Origin of the sequence: Pseudomonas sp. NFIX49 (assembly GCF_900115915.1) — a bacterium.
Classification (GTDB): Bacteria; Pseudomonadota; Gammaproteobacteria; order Pseudomonadales; family Pseudomonadaceae; genus Aquipseudomonas; species Aquipseudomonas pharyngis.
Genome location: NZ_FOYE01000005.1, coordinates 311,779 through 327,935 on the forward strand (window position 1 = coordinate 311,779; position 16,157 = coordinate 327,935).

At 58.9% G+C, this 16,157-nt stretch carries 19 protein-coding genes; 5 read left to right on the plus strand and 14 right to left on the minus strand.

The features are described 5' to 3' along the window. Positions 1–11: 11 nt before the first annotated feature. From tssG to tssA, 11 genes are read right to left on the minus strand one after another with little or no spacing between them, the layout of a single operon-like run. On the minus strand, positions 12–1,019 hold the full coding sequence (gene tssG, locus BMZ46_RS16375) for a type VI secretion system baseplate subunit TssG (protein ID WP_039765146.1): 1,008 nt from the start codon (positions 1,017–1,019) through the stop codon (positions 12–14). Then, on the minus strand, positions 983–2,770 hold the full coding sequence (gene tssF / locus BMZ46_RS16380; RefSeq protein ID WP_039765144.1) for a type VI secretion system baseplate subunit TssF: 1,788 nt from the start codon (positions 2,768–2,770) through the stop codon (positions 983–985). Before tssF ends, tssG begins: the two co-directional genes overlap by 37 nt. 27 nt (positions 2,771–2,797) lie before the next feature. After that, complete coding sequence (locus tag BMZ46_RS16385) at positions 2,798–3,229, minus strand: hypothetical protein (RefSeq protein WP_074690212.1); 432 nt, start codon at positions 3,227–3,229, stop codon at positions 2,798–2,800. A gap of 17 nt (positions 3,230–3,246) precedes the next feature. Beyond that, on the minus strand, positions 3,247–3,690 hold the full coding sequence (locus BMZ46_RS16390; RefSeq protein ID WP_074689940.1) for a hypothetical protein: 444 nt from the start codon (positions 3,688–3,690) through the stop codon (positions 3,247–3,249). Between the two features lie 49 nt (positions 3,691–3,739). Next, the gene (locus tag BMZ46_RS29105) at positions 3,740–4,153 is read right to left on the minus strand and encodes a hypothetical protein (protein ID WP_074689938.1); all 414 of its coding nucleotides are present in this window, start codon (positions 4,151–4,153) and stop codon (positions 3,740–3,742) included. Beyond that, a complete protein-coding gene (locus BMZ46_RS16395; protein WP_074689936.1) occupies positions 4,150–5,118 on the minus strand; it encodes a DUF6402 family protein in 969 nt (322 codons plus the stop codon). Before BMZ46_RS16395 ends, BMZ46_RS29105 begins: the two co-directional genes overlap by 4 nt. A 57-nt stretch (positions 5,119–5,175) precedes the next feature. Further along, on the minus strand, positions 5,176–5,700 hold the full coding sequence (locus tag BMZ46_RS16400) for a PAAR domain-containing protein (RefSeq protein ID WP_074689934.1): 525 nt from the start codon (positions 5,698–5,700) through the stop codon (positions 5,176–5,178). 11 nt (positions 5,701–5,711) lie between these two features. Next, the gene (gene tssE / locus BMZ46_RS16405) at positions 5,712–6,119 is read right to left on the minus strand and encodes a type VI secretion system baseplate subunit TssE (RefSeq protein ID WP_039765135.1); all 408 of its coding nucleotides are present in this window, start codon (positions 6,117–6,119) and stop codon (positions 5,712–5,714) included. Between the two features lie 9 nt (positions 6,120–6,128). Next, positions 6,129–7,604, minus strand: a complete 1,476-nt coding sequence (gene tssC / locus BMZ46_RS16410) for a type VI secretion system contractile sheath large subunit (RefSeq protein ID WP_011336600.1) — start codon at positions 7,602–7,604, stop codon at positions 6,129–6,131. 28 nt (positions 7,605–7,632) lie between these two features. Next, positions 7,633–8,136: a type VI secretion system contractile sheath small subunit gene (gene tssB / locus BMZ46_RS16415; RefSeq protein ID WP_003229587.1), complete on the minus strand. Its 504-nt coding sequence runs from the start codon at positions 8,134–8,136 to the stop codon at positions 7,633–7,635. A gap of 32 nt (positions 8,137–8,168) precedes the next feature. Next, a complete protein-coding gene (gene tssA / locus BMZ46_RS16420) occupies positions 8,169–9,731 on the minus strand; it encodes a type VI secretion system protein TssA (RefSeq protein ID WP_039765132.1) in 1,563 nt (520 codons plus the stop codon). Between the two features lie 691 nt (positions 9,732–10,422). Here tssA and BMZ46_RS16425 point away from each other — a divergent pair. From BMZ46_RS16425 to BMZ46_RS16435, 3 genes are read left to right on the plus strand one after another with little or no spacing between them, the layout of a single operon-like run. Then, the gene (locus BMZ46_RS16425) at positions 10,423–11,055 is read left to right on the plus strand and encodes a CDP-alcohol phosphatidyltransferase family protein (protein ID WP_039765131.1); all 633 of its coding nucleotides are present in this window, start codon (positions 10,423–10,425) and stop codon (positions 11,053–11,055) included. Beyond that, positions 11,042–11,641, plus strand: coding sequence for a lysophospholipid acyltransferase family protein (locus BMZ46_RS16430; protein ID WP_074689932.1), 600 nt, complete (start codon positions 11,042–11,044; stop codon positions 11,639–11,641). The genes BMZ46_RS16425 and BMZ46_RS16430 overlap by 14 nt, the downstream gene beginning before the upstream one ends. Further along, complete coding sequence (locus tag BMZ46_RS16435) at positions 11,638–12,582, plus strand: phosphatidate cytidylyltransferase (protein WP_039765128.1); 945 nt, start codon at positions 11,638–11,640, stop codon at positions 12,580–12,582. Before BMZ46_RS16430 ends, BMZ46_RS16435 begins: the two co-directional genes overlap by 4 nt. Before the next feature lie 99 nt (positions 12,583–12,681). Here the strand turns inward: BMZ46_RS16435 and BMZ46_RS16440 are convergent, their stop codons facing one another. The 3 genes from BMZ46_RS16440 to BMZ46_RS16450 form a co-directional block, all read right to left on the minus strand. Further along, entirely contained in the window at positions 12,682–12,957 is a 276-nt protein-coding gene (locus BMZ46_RS16440) for an HU family DNA-binding protein (protein ID WP_003213368.1), read from the minus strand. Positions 12,958–13,147: 190 nt separating this feature from the next. After that, positions 13,148–14,296, minus strand: a complete 1,149-nt coding sequence (locus BMZ46_RS16445) for an NAD(P)/FAD-dependent oxidoreductase (protein ID WP_074689930.1) — start codon at positions 14,294–14,296, stop codon at positions 13,148–13,150. Positions 14,297–14,317: 21 nt separating this feature from the next. After that, on the minus strand, positions 14,318–14,485 hold the full coding sequence (locus tag BMZ46_RS16450; protein ID WP_007954349.1) for a rubredoxin: 168 nt from the start codon (positions 14,483–14,485) through the stop codon (positions 14,318–14,320). A gap of 199 nt (positions 14,486–14,684) precedes the next feature. On the opposite strand from BMZ46_RS16450, the gene BMZ46_RS16455 reads away from it, so the two are divergent. Together BMZ46_RS16455 and ubiA are read left to right on the plus strand one after the other, a co-directional pair. Then, positions 14,685–15,236, plus strand: a complete 552-nt coding sequence (locus tag BMZ46_RS16455) for a chorismate--pyruvate lyase family protein (RefSeq protein WP_074689928.1) — start codon at positions 14,685–14,687, stop codon at positions 15,234–15,236. Further along, entirely contained in the window at positions 15,236–16,126 is an 891-nt protein-coding gene (ubiA, locus tag BMZ46_RS16460; RefSeq protein WP_074689927.1) for a 4-hydroxybenzoate octaprenyltransferase, read from the plus strand. Before BMZ46_RS16455 ends, ubiA begins: the two co-directional genes overlap by 1 nt. The last annotated feature ends 31 nt before the right edge of the window (positions 16,127–16,157 follow it).

The window sequence follows — 16,157 nt, forward strand, 5'->3', positions numbered from 1 at the left end:
GGCTCACGTCCTTAATGAATTTTGCTGCCCAGGGTCACCACGCCGTCTGCTTTTTCGCAGCCCAGCCAACTGGTCCACCCCAGGCGACAGTCGTTCTTCTCGCCAATGCGCAGTTCGCGGATTTCTTCCGGGCGCAGCACCAGGCGAATGTCGTAATCGAGCGGGTCACGCAGGGTGAACCGCACCAGCGCGCAGAGCGGCTGGTAACCGAAACCGATGGGCAGGAATTCGTGGAAGCGTTCCCAGTCGAGTTCGGTGATGTGAATGCGGAATTTGCCGCTGCGATCGCGCACGCGTTCGCCCAGCACCAGGTCTTCACCCAGCACGCTGTTGGCGAAGCCGAGGCGGTTGCGCTGTTCTTCGAGGATTTCCACGCGGCGCTCGATGCACTGCTCGATGACCAGGTCTTCGTGCTTGAAGTAATAACGCAGCACCGCTTCGATCAGCGCCGCCGAGTGCGCCCGCAAACTGAGCAGGCCGAGGTACGGCAGCAGGCGTTTCCAGTTCAGCTCCTTGGCCTTGCGGATCTCGTCGCCGCCGAGGCCGATCAGGGCGAACAGCTGTGACGAGAACGGATCGACCGCGCCGCTCTGGAAGCTCGCGCGATAGCGGTACTTGCGCCAGATCGGCAGCATCAGCCGTTGCAGGCGATGGTGGAACAGGTCGAGGAAGTTGCGCGTCGGATTGCCGTCTTCGCTGTCGCCCAGGGCTTGCTCGCCGTAGAACGCCGGCAGCGGCGAACCGGAACCGACCAGACCGATCAGGTTGAACCGAAGGCGCGCGCGCATCTGCCCGTGCTCTTCGAAAAACTCCACGCGATCGACGTCGCTGCGCGGAAATCCGAGGCTCGGATTGGCCTGGAATTCCAGCTGGTCGTACAGGTCGTCTTCGCTCAGGTACGGGTGCGCATCGCGCAGCCGGTCGATCACCAGCAGCACGGCCTGAAACAGCGAGTACTCGCGTATTACCTTCGTCAGCCCGCTTAAAGCAGGGGCTGCAGGCCCATACGTGGTGTCCATTGGTACACCTCTCCCTGTGTGCTTTTTACCCGCAGCTCATGGAATGAATTGAGACTGGCGTAAAGCGCGAAAAACTCGTTGAGAACCGAGGCGAAGACGAACAGATCGCCCTCACCGATATACCCTTCCGGGTCGATGGTCAGTTCGGTGCGCAGACCGCGTACCGGCAAACCACGGTGCAAGCGATCCACGTGGTGATGCTTGATGTGCTTGAGGCCGCCGAGCAGGCGTTTGCTGACCTTCTCCGCGTGCTGGTCGTAGTAGCGCGGCAGGTCGTAGGTTTCGAGAATCACCTTCAGTGCATTGACGTCGGCCAGCGACAGATAGTTAAGCGACATGTTGCTGATCAGCTTCCACAGGAAGTCACGGTTCAGCGGCGGCGCGAAACTGGAAGTGGCCGGGGTGATGTTGCGGAAACTGAGGAACTCCGGGGTCTCTTCGCAGGCCATGCAGATCTGCCCGAGCTTGAGTTTGCGCGGCAGGTTCTGATTGGTGCAGACCAGCTCGATCGACAGGGTTTCATGGGCTTCGGTGTGGCGGATGCCGAAGCTCAGGTAGGTGTCGAGGCCGTCGTGCAGCAGCGACGAGCGCTGGCGGATGCTGTAATGCGGACGGCTGTTGGGCACGTCGAAACTTGGGTCGTGCTCGAAGGATTCGAACGGCACGTACTCCTGATAACCGAGGCCGCCGGGTTTCCAGCCGGTCACGGTTTCCACCGAGAACACGCCGCAGTTTTCCAGATCGTATTCGGCCGGCAGCAGCAGGTATTCGTCCTGTTTGCCGTCGAGGCGGATCGGCAGTGCGTCGTGCTTGAACAGGTTGACGATCGGCGTGCAGAACAGCTTCACGTTATCCAAGGTCGGACGCATGCGCATGATGCCGCTCTTGCGGATGTCGAAGCGCAATTCCAGGCCACGCATCTGCTTGAGCGTGTCTTCCGGCAGCGCCTTGAGAATGTCCAGACCGTGGACATCAACGAACAGGAACTTGTCCTGGAAGGCGAAGTATTCCTGCAGATAGCGATAGCCGCGGAAGGTGTTCAGCGGATACGGGATTAACGCTTCTTCTTCGGCAAAGCCCACCGGTTTGACCCGGTCGCCCGGAATCTTGAACGCCATCGGCTTGCCGCTCACGCCATCGATCGGCTTGCCGGCGCCGTCGAGCGGGATCAGTTCGATGCCTTCGAGGTTGCGCAGCAGGCTCAGGTAGAGCATCTGGCTGATGTAGCGCTCGCCGGCAAAGTGCAGGCGCAGTTTGCTCAGCTCCAGCTCGCCGAGGTGGCCGTCGGCACTCATCTCCAGGCGCAGGCTGAGCAACGAACCGTCGCCCTTCACCGAGTAGTTCAGCGCGGCCAGATCCAGGGCCATGACTTCGGTCGGGTAGCAGGTGCGGAAGCGGCAGCGCACGTCTTCGATCGGCACGCTCTCGATCGGCGTGTCACGCTCGACCTTCAGCGCCGGCCCGGAACGCTTGAGCGGATCGAACTGCAGAATGCTGAACGCCGGCAGCGGACGCATGTAGTTCGGCCACAGCAATTGCATCAGGGAGTGGCTGAGCTCCGGCAACTCGTCATCGAGTTTCTGGCGCAGCCGCCCGGTCAGAAACGCAAAGCCTTCCAGCAACCGCTCCACATCCGGATCCCGCCCGGCCTGCCCCAGGAACGGCGCCAACGCCGGACTACGCTCGGCGAAACGGCGGCCCAGTTGGCGCAGTGCGGTGAGTTCGCTTTGGTAGTAGTGGTTAAAGGACACGGGTTACCTGCCTGGTAGTGGAACTCATCAAAAAAATATCCTGTAGAGCGCGACTGTCACACCGGCACACACGTAACCGCCGATCAGGAGGTACGGCACGAGCAGGATCCATCCGTAGGCCATGAAAGCATTGTCGAACGGCCCGACGACCAGGCTGCACAAGCCATAAAGCATCCATGGCACCGCGTAGAAAGGGATGAACTTCAACGGCGCCAACCAGATCATCCGCAGCGCCTGCTGCTCATTGCGGCTCTTCGCGGCCCGCGATACCCACAGCGCAAACAACAACAGTCCGGGCATGCCGAACCACAACAGATACACCCAGTGGGTCTCGGACGAATCGAATGTCGAATAATCGCCAATCCACAGGCCATAGGATGAAAATGCCAGCATGGCCAAGAATGGCGTCCACAAGGCACCCATGAAAAAACTCAGCTGCGCGCGGCTGAGGATGGGCATCTCGTTCGATACACCGATCACGGGCAGGCCCTCATCTTCGAAACCACGACCTGCGAAGCAATCGCAGGCAATGCCTGCCGCATCAACGCGCGCTTTTCCAGGCGCAGCTCAATGACCTGCGTGGCCAGAATCGCCAGCAACGTCACCCCGCCCTGAGCCACGGTGTAGAACAGCGCCCGCAACGGGTTGTCGGGCACCATCATGAATAGAATCCAAGAGACCATCAGCGCGAGCAGGCCGAGTTTTGCCCATAGGTTCGGGAACACAGCAACCAGTGCGTTCACCGCGAAAAAAATATAAATGAACATGTAATGTGCGATGCCGATGCCTACGCCACGGGTGGTGAAGCCGCCGTTGAATGCTTTGTAGGCAACGACCACTGCGTCGTTCAGGAAAACGTACGCAACACATCCAGCGGCATGGAAAGCCAGGTTCATGGCAACGCGGGCGTAGATGTTCATGCCGGCTTCACATTCCCGTACCAAGTACCTGCACCATGAATTGCGACCTTCAATTTTCCAAAACCTTGTAAGGGGTATTGCTAATAAAGAAATCCATCCAGTGCTTTCGTGGATTGGACAATGCCAGCGTGAACTGCTTACTTTTCTTGCTGAGCGCAATGAAGATAACGCCCACCGTTTCTTCATCCTCATCCGCACTCATATCCAACGAAACATCTGAAAACAGAGGAGTACGATAAACACGACCAGGGTCATTTAAGTCTGTGAAACGCAAATAAACTGAATCTCTCGGAGTTAAAATTGAACTCGCAGGAACAGACTCTATAAGGTACTGTCCGGACGGACTTTTTTTAGAGACATCAGACGCACGACTCAAAACACCATTTACAATGAAAGCAACAGCAATTACCAAACTAGCAAAAAGCGCTACAAAGCTTATAAAAGTCTTACGCCATGAATTCATTTGAAAAGGACCTCAATAGGCGCGACTGATACAGTTTCGTACAAGATGTCCGAATAAACGCGAAAGTCTCCGCCTTTTTTATTTTTATCCCGATAATCACGAAAATCGCTATTTTGAACAAGCATGTAATGTTTGCCTTCCAGTTCTCTATAACGACGTATGGCTTCTTCTTTTTGCTGAGGGGATTGCTGCCCCGTTACCTGCTTGTACGTTGACTCGGCCACCACAGAATTCATTTCGGCGGCCAGCTTTGCGTTTGTTTTAAAACCGACGGCGGGATCAGTAATCAATTTATCAAAGTTCCAGTAGCCTAGAACCTGACTAAAAAGAGCAATTCCATCATTAAAGTCGTATGCATCTTCAATATAAAAACCAATTTTTGATGGAGTAAAAACAATGCTCTTGCCTGTAACGACCACTGAGCCTTCGGCGATGACACGCAAATTAAAGTTAGCGAGTGCTGCTCGAAGCTCGTTTACGTCATCAGCACCGGTCTGCTCGAACTCGACAACTTTATTATTGGAGTAACCAAATTTTTCAGCAGCACTGGCCACTCCATTGAAAGCCAGTGGATAACAACCAGGAGCACTATTGGAAAAAGCCTTGCGCAATCTCTGCTTTATCAGATCGGTCCCAAGGGGACTATTCCAATTTGCCTTGAGTTGTTTGAATGCGGTATTTGCACGCTCAAACCCAAGGACCCAACTCATTTTTACTATGGACTCTTCGATGTACTCTGCCGGTGCAAAAGCTTCATGCCTTTTAACAGCATCATCCATCCCACCACTTTCGTTTGGCCACGGTTTGCCATTGAACCAATGGGCCATCAGATCCGCTGCAACAGGCCAGTTGATTTTTCTCATCGTGTTCGGAATATCAGTAATCTTGAACTGACGTGCAGTAGCAGTCTGGCCGGACTTGTTACTCGCCGGAGTCATTGTCGTTGCTACTGTCGTTGCAGCCATCTTCACATCCCTCTGATATCACTTCACGCAAATTTCGCCAGTTTTAAAGTTCAACAACTAAGCGAGAACAACCCTACTCTGTGGCTCTATGATCAGCTCAACCGCTTCTGCAGTAGTGGAAAACACTTTTTGAGTTTTCCCGTCGGCACCTGTCACACCGTTTATGATTTTCCCCGAAGCTGTTTTAAGTGTGTATTCCACCCCAGCTAGCGGCTTGCCTGTCTCTTCGCAATTGATCACGAAGTGCTCGTTAAATGGCCATTTGAGTTCAACCGGCAACGGCGGCACAAACGGCGCCGGCGAATGTGAATTGCCGATAATCACCGTCCCGGAACCGGCAGTGACTTTGTTACCGTGAGAGCCCACGGAATCCACAGTGACAGCAGACTTGCCATTGATTTTCACCGTCGTGGCCAAACCGCCGACCATCGCACCACCACACGCGGAGGCATCGCCTTCGCGGGCGGCCGGGAGGCCGTCGAAGAACACGTCGCCGGAACCGGCGGCAATCGGGTTGGTGCCGTGGCCGGGGAGCGGGCAAGCGGTGGGGTCGGATACGCGTGCTGCAGGTTTGCCAGACATCGGGGTTCTCCTTAGTTGACCTTCACTTGACCGCTGCCATCCAGGCGCGCGGAGAAACTGACCTGACGCTTGAAACCCTCGACTTCCAGCAGGCCTTCGATGCTGAAGGCCAGGCGGAGCTGATCGTGGTCACGCGGCAGGGAAATGACACGCACGTTGCTCAGGCGCGGCTCGTAGGCTTCGATGAAGCTTTCGATGGCCAGGCGGGCCTGACTCAGGGAGTCGTGCAGGCTCAGGCGCATGTCATTGAGATCGGGCAACCCGTAGTCGGACAGCGTTTGCACGCTGCCGGCCCGGGTGCTGAGCATTTTGGCCAGATGGGCAGCCACCGACGCCATGGCCGAAGCCTCGAGGCTCCTGCCCTTGCGTAGTTCCGCGTCGCCGTTGAGGCGTTCGAAAAGGCTGCCGTATCCGTCCATGAGTCGCTCTTACTCTTTGTCCAGCTTGCCAACCAGCGACAGGGTGAAATCGGCACCCATGTACTTGAAGTGCGGACGCACGTTCAGGCTGACGCGGTACCAGCCCGGCTCGCCTTCAACGTCGCTGACGATCACTTGCGCAGCGCGCAGCGGACGACGGCCACGCACTTCGGCGCTCGGGTTTTCCTGGTCGGCCACGTACTGGCGGATCCACTTGTTCAGTTCCAGCTCGAGGTCGGTACGTTCTTTCCACGAACCGAGTTGCTCGCGCTGCAGCACTTTGAGGTAGTGAGCCAGGCGGTTGACGATCATCATGTACGGCAGTTGGGTGCCGAGCTTGTAGTTCAGCTCTGCAGCCTTGCCTTCTGCGCTGATGCCGAAGAACTTCGGCTTCTGCACCGAGCTTGCGGAGAAGAACGCCGCGTTGTCGGAGCCTTTACGCATGGTCAGGGAGATGAAGCCTTCCTCGGCCAGTTCGTATTCACGACGGTCGGAAACCAGAACCTCGGTAGGAATCTTGGTTTCGATTTCGCCCATGCTTTCGAAGTGGTGCAGAGGCAGGTCTTCAACCGCGCCGCCGCTCTGTGGGCCGATGATGTTCGGGCACCAGCGGAACTTGGCGAAGCTGTCGGTCAGCTTGGTGCCGAACGCGTAAGCGGTGTTGCCCCACAGGTAGTGCTCGTGGCTGTTGGCAACGTTTTCCTTGTACACGAACGATTTGACCGGGTTTTCTTCCGGGTCGTACGGGTTACGCAGCAGGAAACGCGGTACGGTCAGGCCAACGTAGCGGGAGTCTTCCGAAGTACGGAAGCTCTGCCATTTGGCGAATTGCGGGCCTTCGAAGTGATCTTTCAGATCCTTCAGGTCCGGCAGGCCGGTGAAGCTTTCCAGGCCGAAGAATTTCGGGCCGGCGGCAGCGATGAACGGCGCGTGGGACATGCAGGCTACGCTGGACACGTACTGCATCAGCTTCACGTCCGGCGAGCTTGGGGACATGTAGTAGTTGGCAATGATCGCGCCAACCGGCTGACCACCGAACTGGCCGTATTCAGCGGTGTAGATGTGCTTGTACAGGCCCGACTGCATGACTTCCGGCGAGTCTTCGAAATCGTCCAGCAGGTCTTCTTTGGAGACGTTGAGGATTTCGATCTTGATGTTTTCGCGGAAGTTGGTGCGGTCGACCAGCAGTTGCAGACCACGCCACGACGATTCCAGGGCCTGGAAGTCCGGGTGGTGCAGGATTTCGTCCATCTGACGGCTGAGCTTGGCATCGATCTCGGCGATCATGCGGTCAACCATGGCTTTCTTGACCGGCTCACCGTTGTTCTGCGGCTTGAGCAGCTCTTCGATGAACGCCGACACACCGCGTTTGGCGATGTCGTAGGCTTCGTCGTCCGGCGTCAGGCGGGTTTCGGCGATGATGCTGTCGAGGATGCTGTATTCGCCGTTTTCCGCGGCGTTCTGTTGTGCTGCGCTAGTGCTCATTGTGTTGGCTTCCTTGGCTGCTGGAGTCTCAAGCGTCCGGAGCTGCGGCGTTCAGGCCCAGCTCACCGAGTACGCGACCGCGGGATTCATCGTCGGCGAGCACGCCTTCGATGGCTTTACGGAACGCAGGTGCGTTACCCAGCGGGCCTTTGAGGGCCACCAGCGCGTCGCGCAGTTCCATCAGTTTTTTCAGCTCAGGCACTTGCTCGACCAGGCTGGCCGGGTTGAAGTCCTTCATGGAGTTGACGCGCAGTTGCACAGCCAGCTCGTCGGCCTCGCCATCTTCCTGCAGACGGTTCGGCACGCTCAGCGTCAGACCCAGCTCTTGCTTGGCCAGCACTTCGTCGAAGGTCATCTTGTCGATGCTGATCGGCTTGCGATCCTCGATCTTGCGATCGTCCTTGCGGTGGGTGTAGTCACCGATTGCCAGCAGCTTCAGCGGCAGTTCAATCTCTTCCTGAGCACCGCCGGTGGCGGGTTTGAAGGTGACGTTGATGCGTTCCTTGGGGGCTACCGAGCCTTCTTTGGCCATGGCTTTTCTCCTTGCGGTTGTGGCCCTGGGGCCTATTCGAGTACCACTTCGAGGTCGAGGTGGCACAGCCTGCGATAAATCTCTTCCTTGCGTTCACGTACGGCATGGTTCTGCGGTAACAACTCGCAGCAACTGTGCAGCAGGTGCAGCACTTCCAATGCAAGATCGGGCTCCCAGGCGTGCAGGCCTGAGTCCTGTAATGTCTGATCGAGGGTTTCGAGCTGGTTCTTGGCCAGTTCGTATTTCTTGGCCAGGAAACACAGCCGCGCGAGGGCGAACTGCCAGAAGAAGCGTTCGCGGCCGCCGTGCGCCGATTGCAGCCCCTGTTTGAGGATCTGCACCGCGGGTTTGAGGCCCTCCTTGCGCAGGATCGGCTGGACTTCTTCGAGGGCCTTTTCCCAGGCCGGCTGGGTTTCAGCATTCTCGGTCTCGACCTTGCGCGGCGCACTGGCGCTTTGCAGGTGCGGCATGACGTTGCCGGCGATCCACGCCCGGGTGGACGGATCGGCGAACGGCGCGCCGTCATGGAAACGCAGCTCGATGATGCCGGGCAGGCGTTGAATCAAAAGCGCGAAGTGGATTTCCACTTCGCGCATGGCCAGCTCGGCGTTGAGGTTCTGGAGACATTCCCAGACCATCCTCTGGCCATCGAACCAGAACGGCGCCTTCGCCAGGCTCGCCTCCAGTTCCACCAGCAGGTCGGCGTATTTGCCCTGATCGAAACGGTCCTGATACTGCTTGAGCTTGTCCACCGGCAACCCGCGCAGCACGGTGATCTGCTCGGCGTTGCGCTCGGGCACCGCGTCGATCGTCATCCACAGCAAGGTGCGGTTGAGGCGCAGGGCGCGCAGGTCGGTGGCTTTCTGCTTGAGCCACCAGGCGCACAGCGGGCGGGCGCTTTCCTGCTGGGCGCGCAGGGCCTTGTGGGCTTCTTTCTCGTTGTCGATCGGCGCGCCGGGTGCCAGCAACTGGCTGGCGGCCTGCTTGACCTGCGCCACCGCCGCGCCCACCACACCGGGTGCCGGCTGGTTGTCGGCGGCGCGCTGGATCATGGTTTTCAGGCGGCGGGAGAGCGGCAGCAGCAGCGGCGCATCATCGCCCAGATGCTCGGTGCAGGCGGCGTCGAGACCGGACAGATGCTCGGACAACTGCCGGAACATCGGCAGCTGTTCCTTGATCGCGATATTTTCGGTGATCACCTGCTCAAGACGCGGCACCAGCCAGCCGATGGCGGCGGCCCGGGTGCGGGGTTTGAGCGGGTGAATCTCGGCCCAGTGGTTTTCCGACAAGTGGTGCAGAAAACCGAGGCCGGCCAGCAGGCCGGGGAAGGATTCACGCTGGTACAGCGACCAGGTCAGCCAGGCGCCGACACGCAAATCCTTGGATTGGGTACGCAGGAGGTTTTCGCTGTTTTCGCGAATTTTCAGCCAGTCGATCTGCCCGCTTTCGTGCATCGACGAGGCTTTGGCCAGCTCGCTTTCCAGGGCCTCGAATTCGCTCGAGAAACGAACGTCTTCGCCCGCAAAATTCTCTTTGGAAACAGAGACTTTAGCGAGTTCGAGGTAATGGGCGGAAAGTTTGCTTGAGTAGGACATCCATGGCCTTTATCAGGATTACGGTCGTGCGCCTATTGGAGTTGCAGCGGCGCGGGACAGTATCGAAGAGCAGTCGGAAGACTCATCCAATTGAGTGTTTGCTCTTTCAAGTGCGCGCATCGTAATCACTATGATGGCCACTAGCAAGCATCTGATTAAACAACAAGACGAACTGTTCATTGGGCGCTGTAGGAGATCGCCCTATATGTCTCAGGGGTTTCCCTGATATCGGCTTATATCAACCGTGCCTTTCAAACCCCGGCGTAACCTGCGTCCCAGAGCGGCTGCCTGAAACCCGCCGACACCTCCTTGAACGCACGTTCCAAAATACGGACGAAAGCATGACAACACTGGAAAGAAAATAAAGTAGGAATCTTCCGAAAACAGATAGGCATCTTTAAACAAATCGAGGAGGACAACTGGTATCAATAAAAGTGCCATCAATTTGATGTCATCGCACACTTTGCATACTTCACAAGACTTCTTTAGCCGCACAATTGCAGGACTTCCCGCAAGGCGCCGTCAATCCATCAAGCCTTCGCCCTGCTTAAGCACACACTTTCGATGTGGATTGTTCTGACAAATGTCGCGGACTGTTCTTACATCAATATATTTCATGCTGCGCACGTGCCTTTATATTGCCAGCCTCAGTCATCAATTGACGGCTTACCACTGATACGGACATTGGCAAATGGATGAAAACAGACGGCCCATCAAGACCCGCTCCGCGGGCTGGGCGAAACGCTTCACGGATGAACTGGTCAAGCGGGACATCTCCCCCAACCAGATCTCCGTCATCAGCATGCTCTTCGCGCTGTTCGGCGCGGTGACGCTGTACATCGATAACGGCGTGGCCGGTTCGATCCTGTGTATCGTCGGCATTCAACTGCGGCTGCTGTGCAATCTGTTCGACGGGATGGTGGCGATCGAAGGCGGCAAGCAGTCGGCCGTTGGCAGCCTGTACAACGAGTTTCCGGATCGAGTAGCCGACAGTCTGCTGATCGTCGGCTTGGGTTTTGCCATCGGCCAGTCCGATCTTGGCTGGTTCGCAGCATTGGCCGCTGCGCTGACAGCGTATGTCCGTGTGTTCGGCGGCGCTCTAGGGCTCACCCAGAGCTTCATGGGACCGATGGCCAAGCAGCACCGGATGGCGGTGATGACCGTGGCGTTGCTGTTGAACGTGTTCGAAACCATTTACTACGCGACCCACTACGCTTTGCTGATCGCGCTGGTGATCATCGCCCTTGGCTCCGTCGCGACCTGCGTGACGCGCACCCTGGCCATCGCCAGACAACTGAAGGGGAAGGCCCATGTGGATCAGTAATGCGCTGATTTCGGTGCTGCGCTTCTTGATCGGCGTGACCGCCCGCTGGGAAAGCCCGCCGGACCTCACGCGCCAGCGCATCTACTACGCCAACCACACCAGCCACATGGACACCCTGGCGATCATCGCCGCACTGCCGCCGGAAGCCCGGTTGAACGTGAAACCGGTGGCCGCCGCCGACTACTGGGGCAAGAACCACTTTCTATCGTACATCTCGCAGAAAGGCCTGAACGCGGTGCTGATCGAGCGTAATCCGGCACCGGGCACCAATGTGCTGGAGCCGATTTTCGATGTAGTGCGGGCCGGCCACTCGATCATCATTTTCCCCGAAGGTACCCGCTCCACCCAGGCGCTGCCGGGGGAATTCAAGTCCGGGATCTTCCGCCTTGCCGAAACCTTTCCGGACGTCGATCTGGTGCCGATCTACCTGGAAAACCTGCATCGCTCGATGCCAAAAGGCAAACACGTGCCGCTGCCGATCATCTGCACGATCCGCATCGGCGACCCGCTGCAGAGGATTGCCGGTGAGGAGAAACAGGCGTTTCTGGAACGGGCGCGTGACGCCATCGTGAGGTTGTCGAAATGAGTCTGGAAACCAAGTTCCTGTGGTTCTTCGCGGCAATCGCCGGGTTGCTGGCGGTGGCTTCGCTGATTGGCGGCGTACTGGCACGGCGGGCGAAAAGCGAAAGCTCCATCGCGACCATCGAAAACCTCAACCAGCGCGTGAATGCCTGGTGGGGGATGGTCATTATTTTCTTTGTGTCCTGGCTGCTCGGCCCCAATGCGACGGTGGTGCTGTTCGGCTTCATTTCGCTGTTTGCGCTGCGCGAGTTCATAACACTCACGCCGACCGCACGCGGTGACCATAACGCGCTGTTTTCGGCGTTTTTCATCCTGATCCCGCTGCAATACCTGCTGATCGGCACCCATTGGTATTCGATGTTCACCCTGCTGGTGCCGGTGTATGCATTCCTGCTGCTGCCGGCGATTGCCGTGTTGAGCCAGGACACCGAGGGCTTTCTGGAGCGCACGGCGAAGATTCAGTGGGGCGTGATGATCTGCATCTACTGCATCAGCCATGCGCCGGCGCTGCTGTTGCTGGACCTGCAGGGTTTCCAGGGTCAGAACGCCCTGCTGCTGTTCTACCTGGTATTCGTGGTGCAGATGAGCGATGTGCTGCAGTACGTGTTCGGCAAGCTGTTCGGCAAACGCAAAGTTGCGCCGCTGGTGAGCCCGTCAAAAACCGTGGAAGGGCTGGTCGGCGGTGGGCTGTCCGCCACGCTGATCGGTGGTTGCATGTTCTGGATGACGCCGTTCAGCTTCTGGCAGTCGCTGCTGATGTCGCTGGTCATCGTGGTGATGGGCTTCCTCGGCGGCCTGGTCATGTCGGCGATCAAACGCAGCCTGAGCGCCAAGGACTGGGGCACGATGATCAAGGGCCACGGCGGGATGCTCGACCGCATGGACTCGATCTGTTTCGCCGCGCCGATCTTCTTTCACCTGACCCGGTACTTCTTCTCGGCCTGATCCGGCCCCAATCATCGAGCACAAAAAATGGGCATCCGACCGCAATCGGTATGCCCATTTTTCATGCAGCGCGCCCGGCTGACCGGGCGTTTACCGCCATTATGGATTGACGCTGTCTTTCAACGATTTGCCTGGCTTGAACGCAACGGTGTTGCTGGCCTTGATCTTCACCGGCTCACCGGTCTGCGGGTTTTTGCCGGTGCGGGCACCGCGGTGGCGTTGCAGGAAGGTGCCGAAGCCCACCAGCGTGACGCTGTCCTTGCGGTGCAGGGCGCCGGTGATTTCTTCGAGAACGGCGTTGAGAACGCGGTTGGCCTGCTCTTTGGTCAGATCCGCTTTTTCAGCGATTGCAGCGGCGAGTTCTGGTTTACGCATTAGTGAAGCCCCTTTGACGGTTTTTTGTTGTTATGTCCGTGCTGTTCTCGTTGGAACAGCGCCCAAGGCGCCGCAGGCTCTACTCTGCGGCAGACGGGAGTGAGGATGGCACGCGGTTAAAGGCGGCGCCAGTCTCCCCGCGACGTTTGTGGGGGCAAAAGCGGGGTGATTCCGACAGAACGACCGGTATTTACGCCAGCAAGGCCGGAAGCTGTTTGTTCAGTGCGAGTTTTTCCATCACCGCCGCGCCGGTCAGGGCGTAACCGAGCAATTGCCCGTCTGCGTCGTGGCACAGCACCTTGATGTCGGCGCCCTGCCCTTCGACCGTCCAGACGCCTTCGCGGCCCCGTGGCGGCGGGGAAACCACCAGCGGGCAGACCGGGGTTTTCACGGTGATCGGCATCGGTCCGTAGTTCACCACGGTCGGGTTGCCGGCCAGGGTCTGTGCCAGCGCTCGCGCACAACTCATGAGGGGCATGACGTACAGAAGATTCAGCCCGTTGACCTCGGCGCAGTCGCCCAGGGCGTAAATGTTGGCGTGAGAGGTTTGCAGATGACGGTCGACCACCATGCCGCGATTGGTCTGGATGCCGGCTGCTGCGGCCAGATCGATCCGCGGGCGCAGGCCGATGGCCGAGACCACCACATCGCAAGGGATGACCTGGCCGTCGGACAGGTGTGCTTCCAGCCCATCCGCGACTTTTTGCAGACGGGTCAGCACCGGGCCGAGATGGAAACGCGCACCGAGGCTTTCCAACCCGGCCTGCACCGCAGCCGCCGCAGCGGGATGCAGCAGGGTCGGCATCACCTGCTCGCACGGTGCAACCAGTTGCACCTCGTAGCCACCCAGAATCAGGTCATTGGCGAACTCGCAGCCGATCAGTCCGGCGCCGAGCAGCAACACTCGGCGCTTGCCAGCGGCTGCGGCGCGAAAGCGCGCGTAGTCTTCGAGATCGTTGATCGGGAACACCAGATCCCCGCCGTCGCCTTCGATCGGCACACGTACGGTTTCCGCGCCCCAGGCGAGGATCAGGTCGCGATAGCTCACTGCTTCCTCGCCGATCCACAGCCGCTTGTGGCCCGGATCTATGCCGCTGATGCGGGTATGGGTGCGGATCTCGGCCTTCAACTGCTCGGCCATCGCGCCCGGCTCGGCCATGCTCAAGCCGTCGGCGTCCTTGTTCTTGCCGAAGCCGGTGGACAGCATCGGCTTGGAGTAGGAGCGACCGTCATCGGCGGTAATCAGCAGCAACGGGGTTTCGCCATCGAATTTGCGAAACTCGCGAGCCAGGTTGTAACCCGCAAGCCCGGTGCCAACGATTACGACAGGTGCGCTCATGCCCTACTCCTCAGTGTTTTCTCAGTTGATTTCGATCATTTCGAAGTCCATCTTGCCGACGCCGCAGTCCGGGCACAGCCAGTCTTCCGGCACGTCCTGCCACAGGGTGCCCGGCGCAATGCCGTCATCCGGCCAGCCGTCGGCTTCGTTGTAAATCAGGCCGCAGACCACACATTGCCACTTTTTCATTCAGGTACTTCCTCAGGGTTCAGGCTTTAACCGGCGCGGACGGTCGATGGTGCAGCGCTGCCGTCCGGCTCAGGGCGTTTTGTACTGATCGTGCCGGGCAGATGCAAGCCTGTTCGGCGCAGCGGCGACCCGGATCAATCAAACTCGCGGCTCGCCATGGTAAGCTCGCCGCCTCATTTGCTGCCAATAATGACTCATTGTGCAACACACAAACGCTCCGCTGTGGCGCCCGCAAAGCGAACTGACACCCCTCCCCGACACATCCACGCGCGACTGGCTGTTCGACGAAGGCTCCCTGACCCGCCGGCTGACGCGCCTGTCCGATGACGGCTTCAGCGTGACGCCGCTGTTCGAAGGCTGGCAGACCCTGCGAGACGACGAATGCGCCGCGCTGGACCTGGCCGAAGGCAGCGAGGGCTGGGTGCGCGAGGTGTATCTGCGCGGGCATGGCCAGGCCTGGGTGTTCGCCCGCAGCGTGGCGTCGCGCAGTGCCTTGCAGGGCGACGGCTTGCACATGGATGAACTGGGCAGCCGCTCGCTGGGCGAACTGCTGTTTTGCGATCACGCCTTCCAGCGCCGCGCCATCGAAGTCTGCCATTACCCGGAACACTGGTTGCCGGAAGGCTCCCGGGCTGCCGGCCTGTGGGGACGGCGTTCGCGTTTCGACCGTGATGCATTAAGCGTACTGGTGGCGGAGATTTTCCTGCCTACGCTGTGGGATGCCGTCCGCGCCCGTCCGGAGAACTGCTGATGTACCAAAGTCTGCTCAAATCCCTGAATCGCTTGAACCCGCGTGCCTGGGACTTCATCCAGCTGACCCGGATGGACAAGCCGATCGGCATTTACCTGCTGCTGTGGCCGACGCTCTGGGCGCTGTGGATTGCCGGCAAAGGCTCGCCGTCGCTGGCCAATATCGTGATTTTCGTCCTCGGCGTGGTGCTGACCCGTGCCGGCGGCTGCGTGATCAACGACTGGGCCGACCGCAAGGTCGACGGCCACGTCAAACGCACTGCGCAGCGACCTATCGCTGCCGGCAGGATCAGCTCGAAAGAGGCACTGGTGTTCTTCGCGCTGCTGATGGGCGTGAGTTTCCTGCTGGTGCTGTGCACCAACGCCGCGACCATCTGGCTGTCGCTGGGCGGTCTGGCGCTGGCGTTCACCTACCCGTTCATGAAGCGTTACACCTATTACCCGCAAGTGGTGCTGGGCGCGGCGTTCTCCTGGGGCATGCCGATGGCGTTCACCGCCGAAACCGGTGAGCTGCCGGCAACCGCCTGGCTGCTGTGGATCGCCAATCTGCTGTGGACGGTGGGCTACGACACTTATTACGCAATGACCGACCGCGACGATGACCTGAAGATCGGCGTGAAATCCACGGCGATCCTGTTCGGCGATGCAGACCGGGTGATCATCCTGACCTTGCAGGCGCTGTCGCTGGGCTGTCTGGTGCTGGCGGGGTCGAAATTCGAGCTGGGAATCTGGTTCCACCTCGGCCTGCTGGTAGCCGCCGGGTGCTACGCCTGGGAATTCTGGTACACCCGGGACCGGGACCGGATGCGTTGCTTCAAGGCGTTCCTGCACAACCATTGGGCCGGTTTGGCGATTTTCGTAGGGATCGTGCTGGATTACGCGTTGCGCTGATCTCAAGAAATCGCGGCCCGAGGCAATGCCT

Bases quoted from the DNA above. Each gene is read 5' to 3' on its own strand.
- BMZ46_RS16445 (WP_074689930.1), bottom strand. From the start codon at position 14,296: ATGAGCGCACCTGTCGTAATCGTTGGCACCGGGCTTGCGGGTTACAAC.
- BMZ46_RS16430 (WP_074689932.1), top strand. From the start codon at position 11,042: ATGTGGATCAGTAATGCGCTGATTTCGGTGCTGCGCTTCTTGATCGGC.
- tssE (WP_039765135.1), bottom strand. From the start codon at position 6,119: ATGGACGGATACGGCAGCCTTTTCGAACGCCTCAACGGCGACGCGGAA.
- tssB (WP_003229587.1), bottom strand. From the start codon at position 8,136: ATGGCCAAAGAAGGCTCGGTAGCCCCCAAGGAACGCATCAACGTCACC.
- BMZ46_RS16390 (WP_074689940.1), bottom strand. From the start codon at position 3,690: ATGAACATCTACGCCCGCGTTGCCATGAACCTGGCTTTCCATGCCGCT.
- BMZ46_RS29105 (WP_074689938.1), bottom strand. From the start codon at position 4,153: ATGAATTCATGGCGTAAGACTTTTATAAGCTTTGTAGCGCTTTTTGCT.
- BMZ46_RS16385 (WP_074690212.1), bottom strand. From the start codon at position 3,229: ATGCCCATCCTCAGCCGCGCGCAGCTGAGTTTTTTCATGGGTGCCTTG.
- ubiA (WP_074689927.1), top strand. From the start codon at position 15,236: ATGTACCAAAGTCTGCTCAAATCCCTGAATCGCTTGAACCCGCGTGCC.
- BMZ46_RS16450 (WP_007954349.1), bottom strand. From the start codon at position 14,485: ATGAAAAAGTGGCAATGTGTGGTCTGCGGCCTGATTTACAACGAAGCC.
- tssG (WP_039765146.1), bottom strand. From the start codon at position 1,019: ATGGACACCACGTATGGGCCTGCAGCCCCTGCTTTAAGCGGGCTGACG.
- tssA (WP_039765132.1), bottom strand. From the start codon at position 9,731: ATGTCCTACTCAAGCAAACTTTCCGCCCATTACCTCGAACTCGCTAAA.
- BMZ46_RS16425 (WP_039765131.1), top strand. From the start codon at position 10,423: ATGGATGAAAACAGACGGCCCATCAAGACCCGCTCCGCGGGCTGGGCG.
- tssC (WP_011336600.1), bottom strand. From the start codon at position 7,604: ATGAGCACTAGCGCAGCACAACAGAACGCCGCGGAAAACGGCGAATAC.
- BMZ46_RS16395 (WP_074689936.1), bottom strand. From the start codon at position 5,118: ATGGCTGCAACGACAGTAGCAACGACAATGACTCCGGCGAGTAACAAG.
- BMZ46_RS16400 (WP_074689934.1), bottom strand. From the start codon at position 5,700: ATGTCTGGCAAACCTGCAGCACGCGTATCCGACCCCACCGCTTGCCCG.
- BMZ46_RS16435 (WP_039765128.1), top strand. From the start codon at position 11,638: ATGAGTCTGGAAACCAAGTTCCTGTGGTTCTTCGCGGCAATCGCCGGG.
- BMZ46_RS16440 (WP_003213368.1), bottom strand. From the start codon at position 12,957: ATGCGTAAACCAGAACTCGCCGCTGCAATCGCTGAAAAAGCGGATCTG.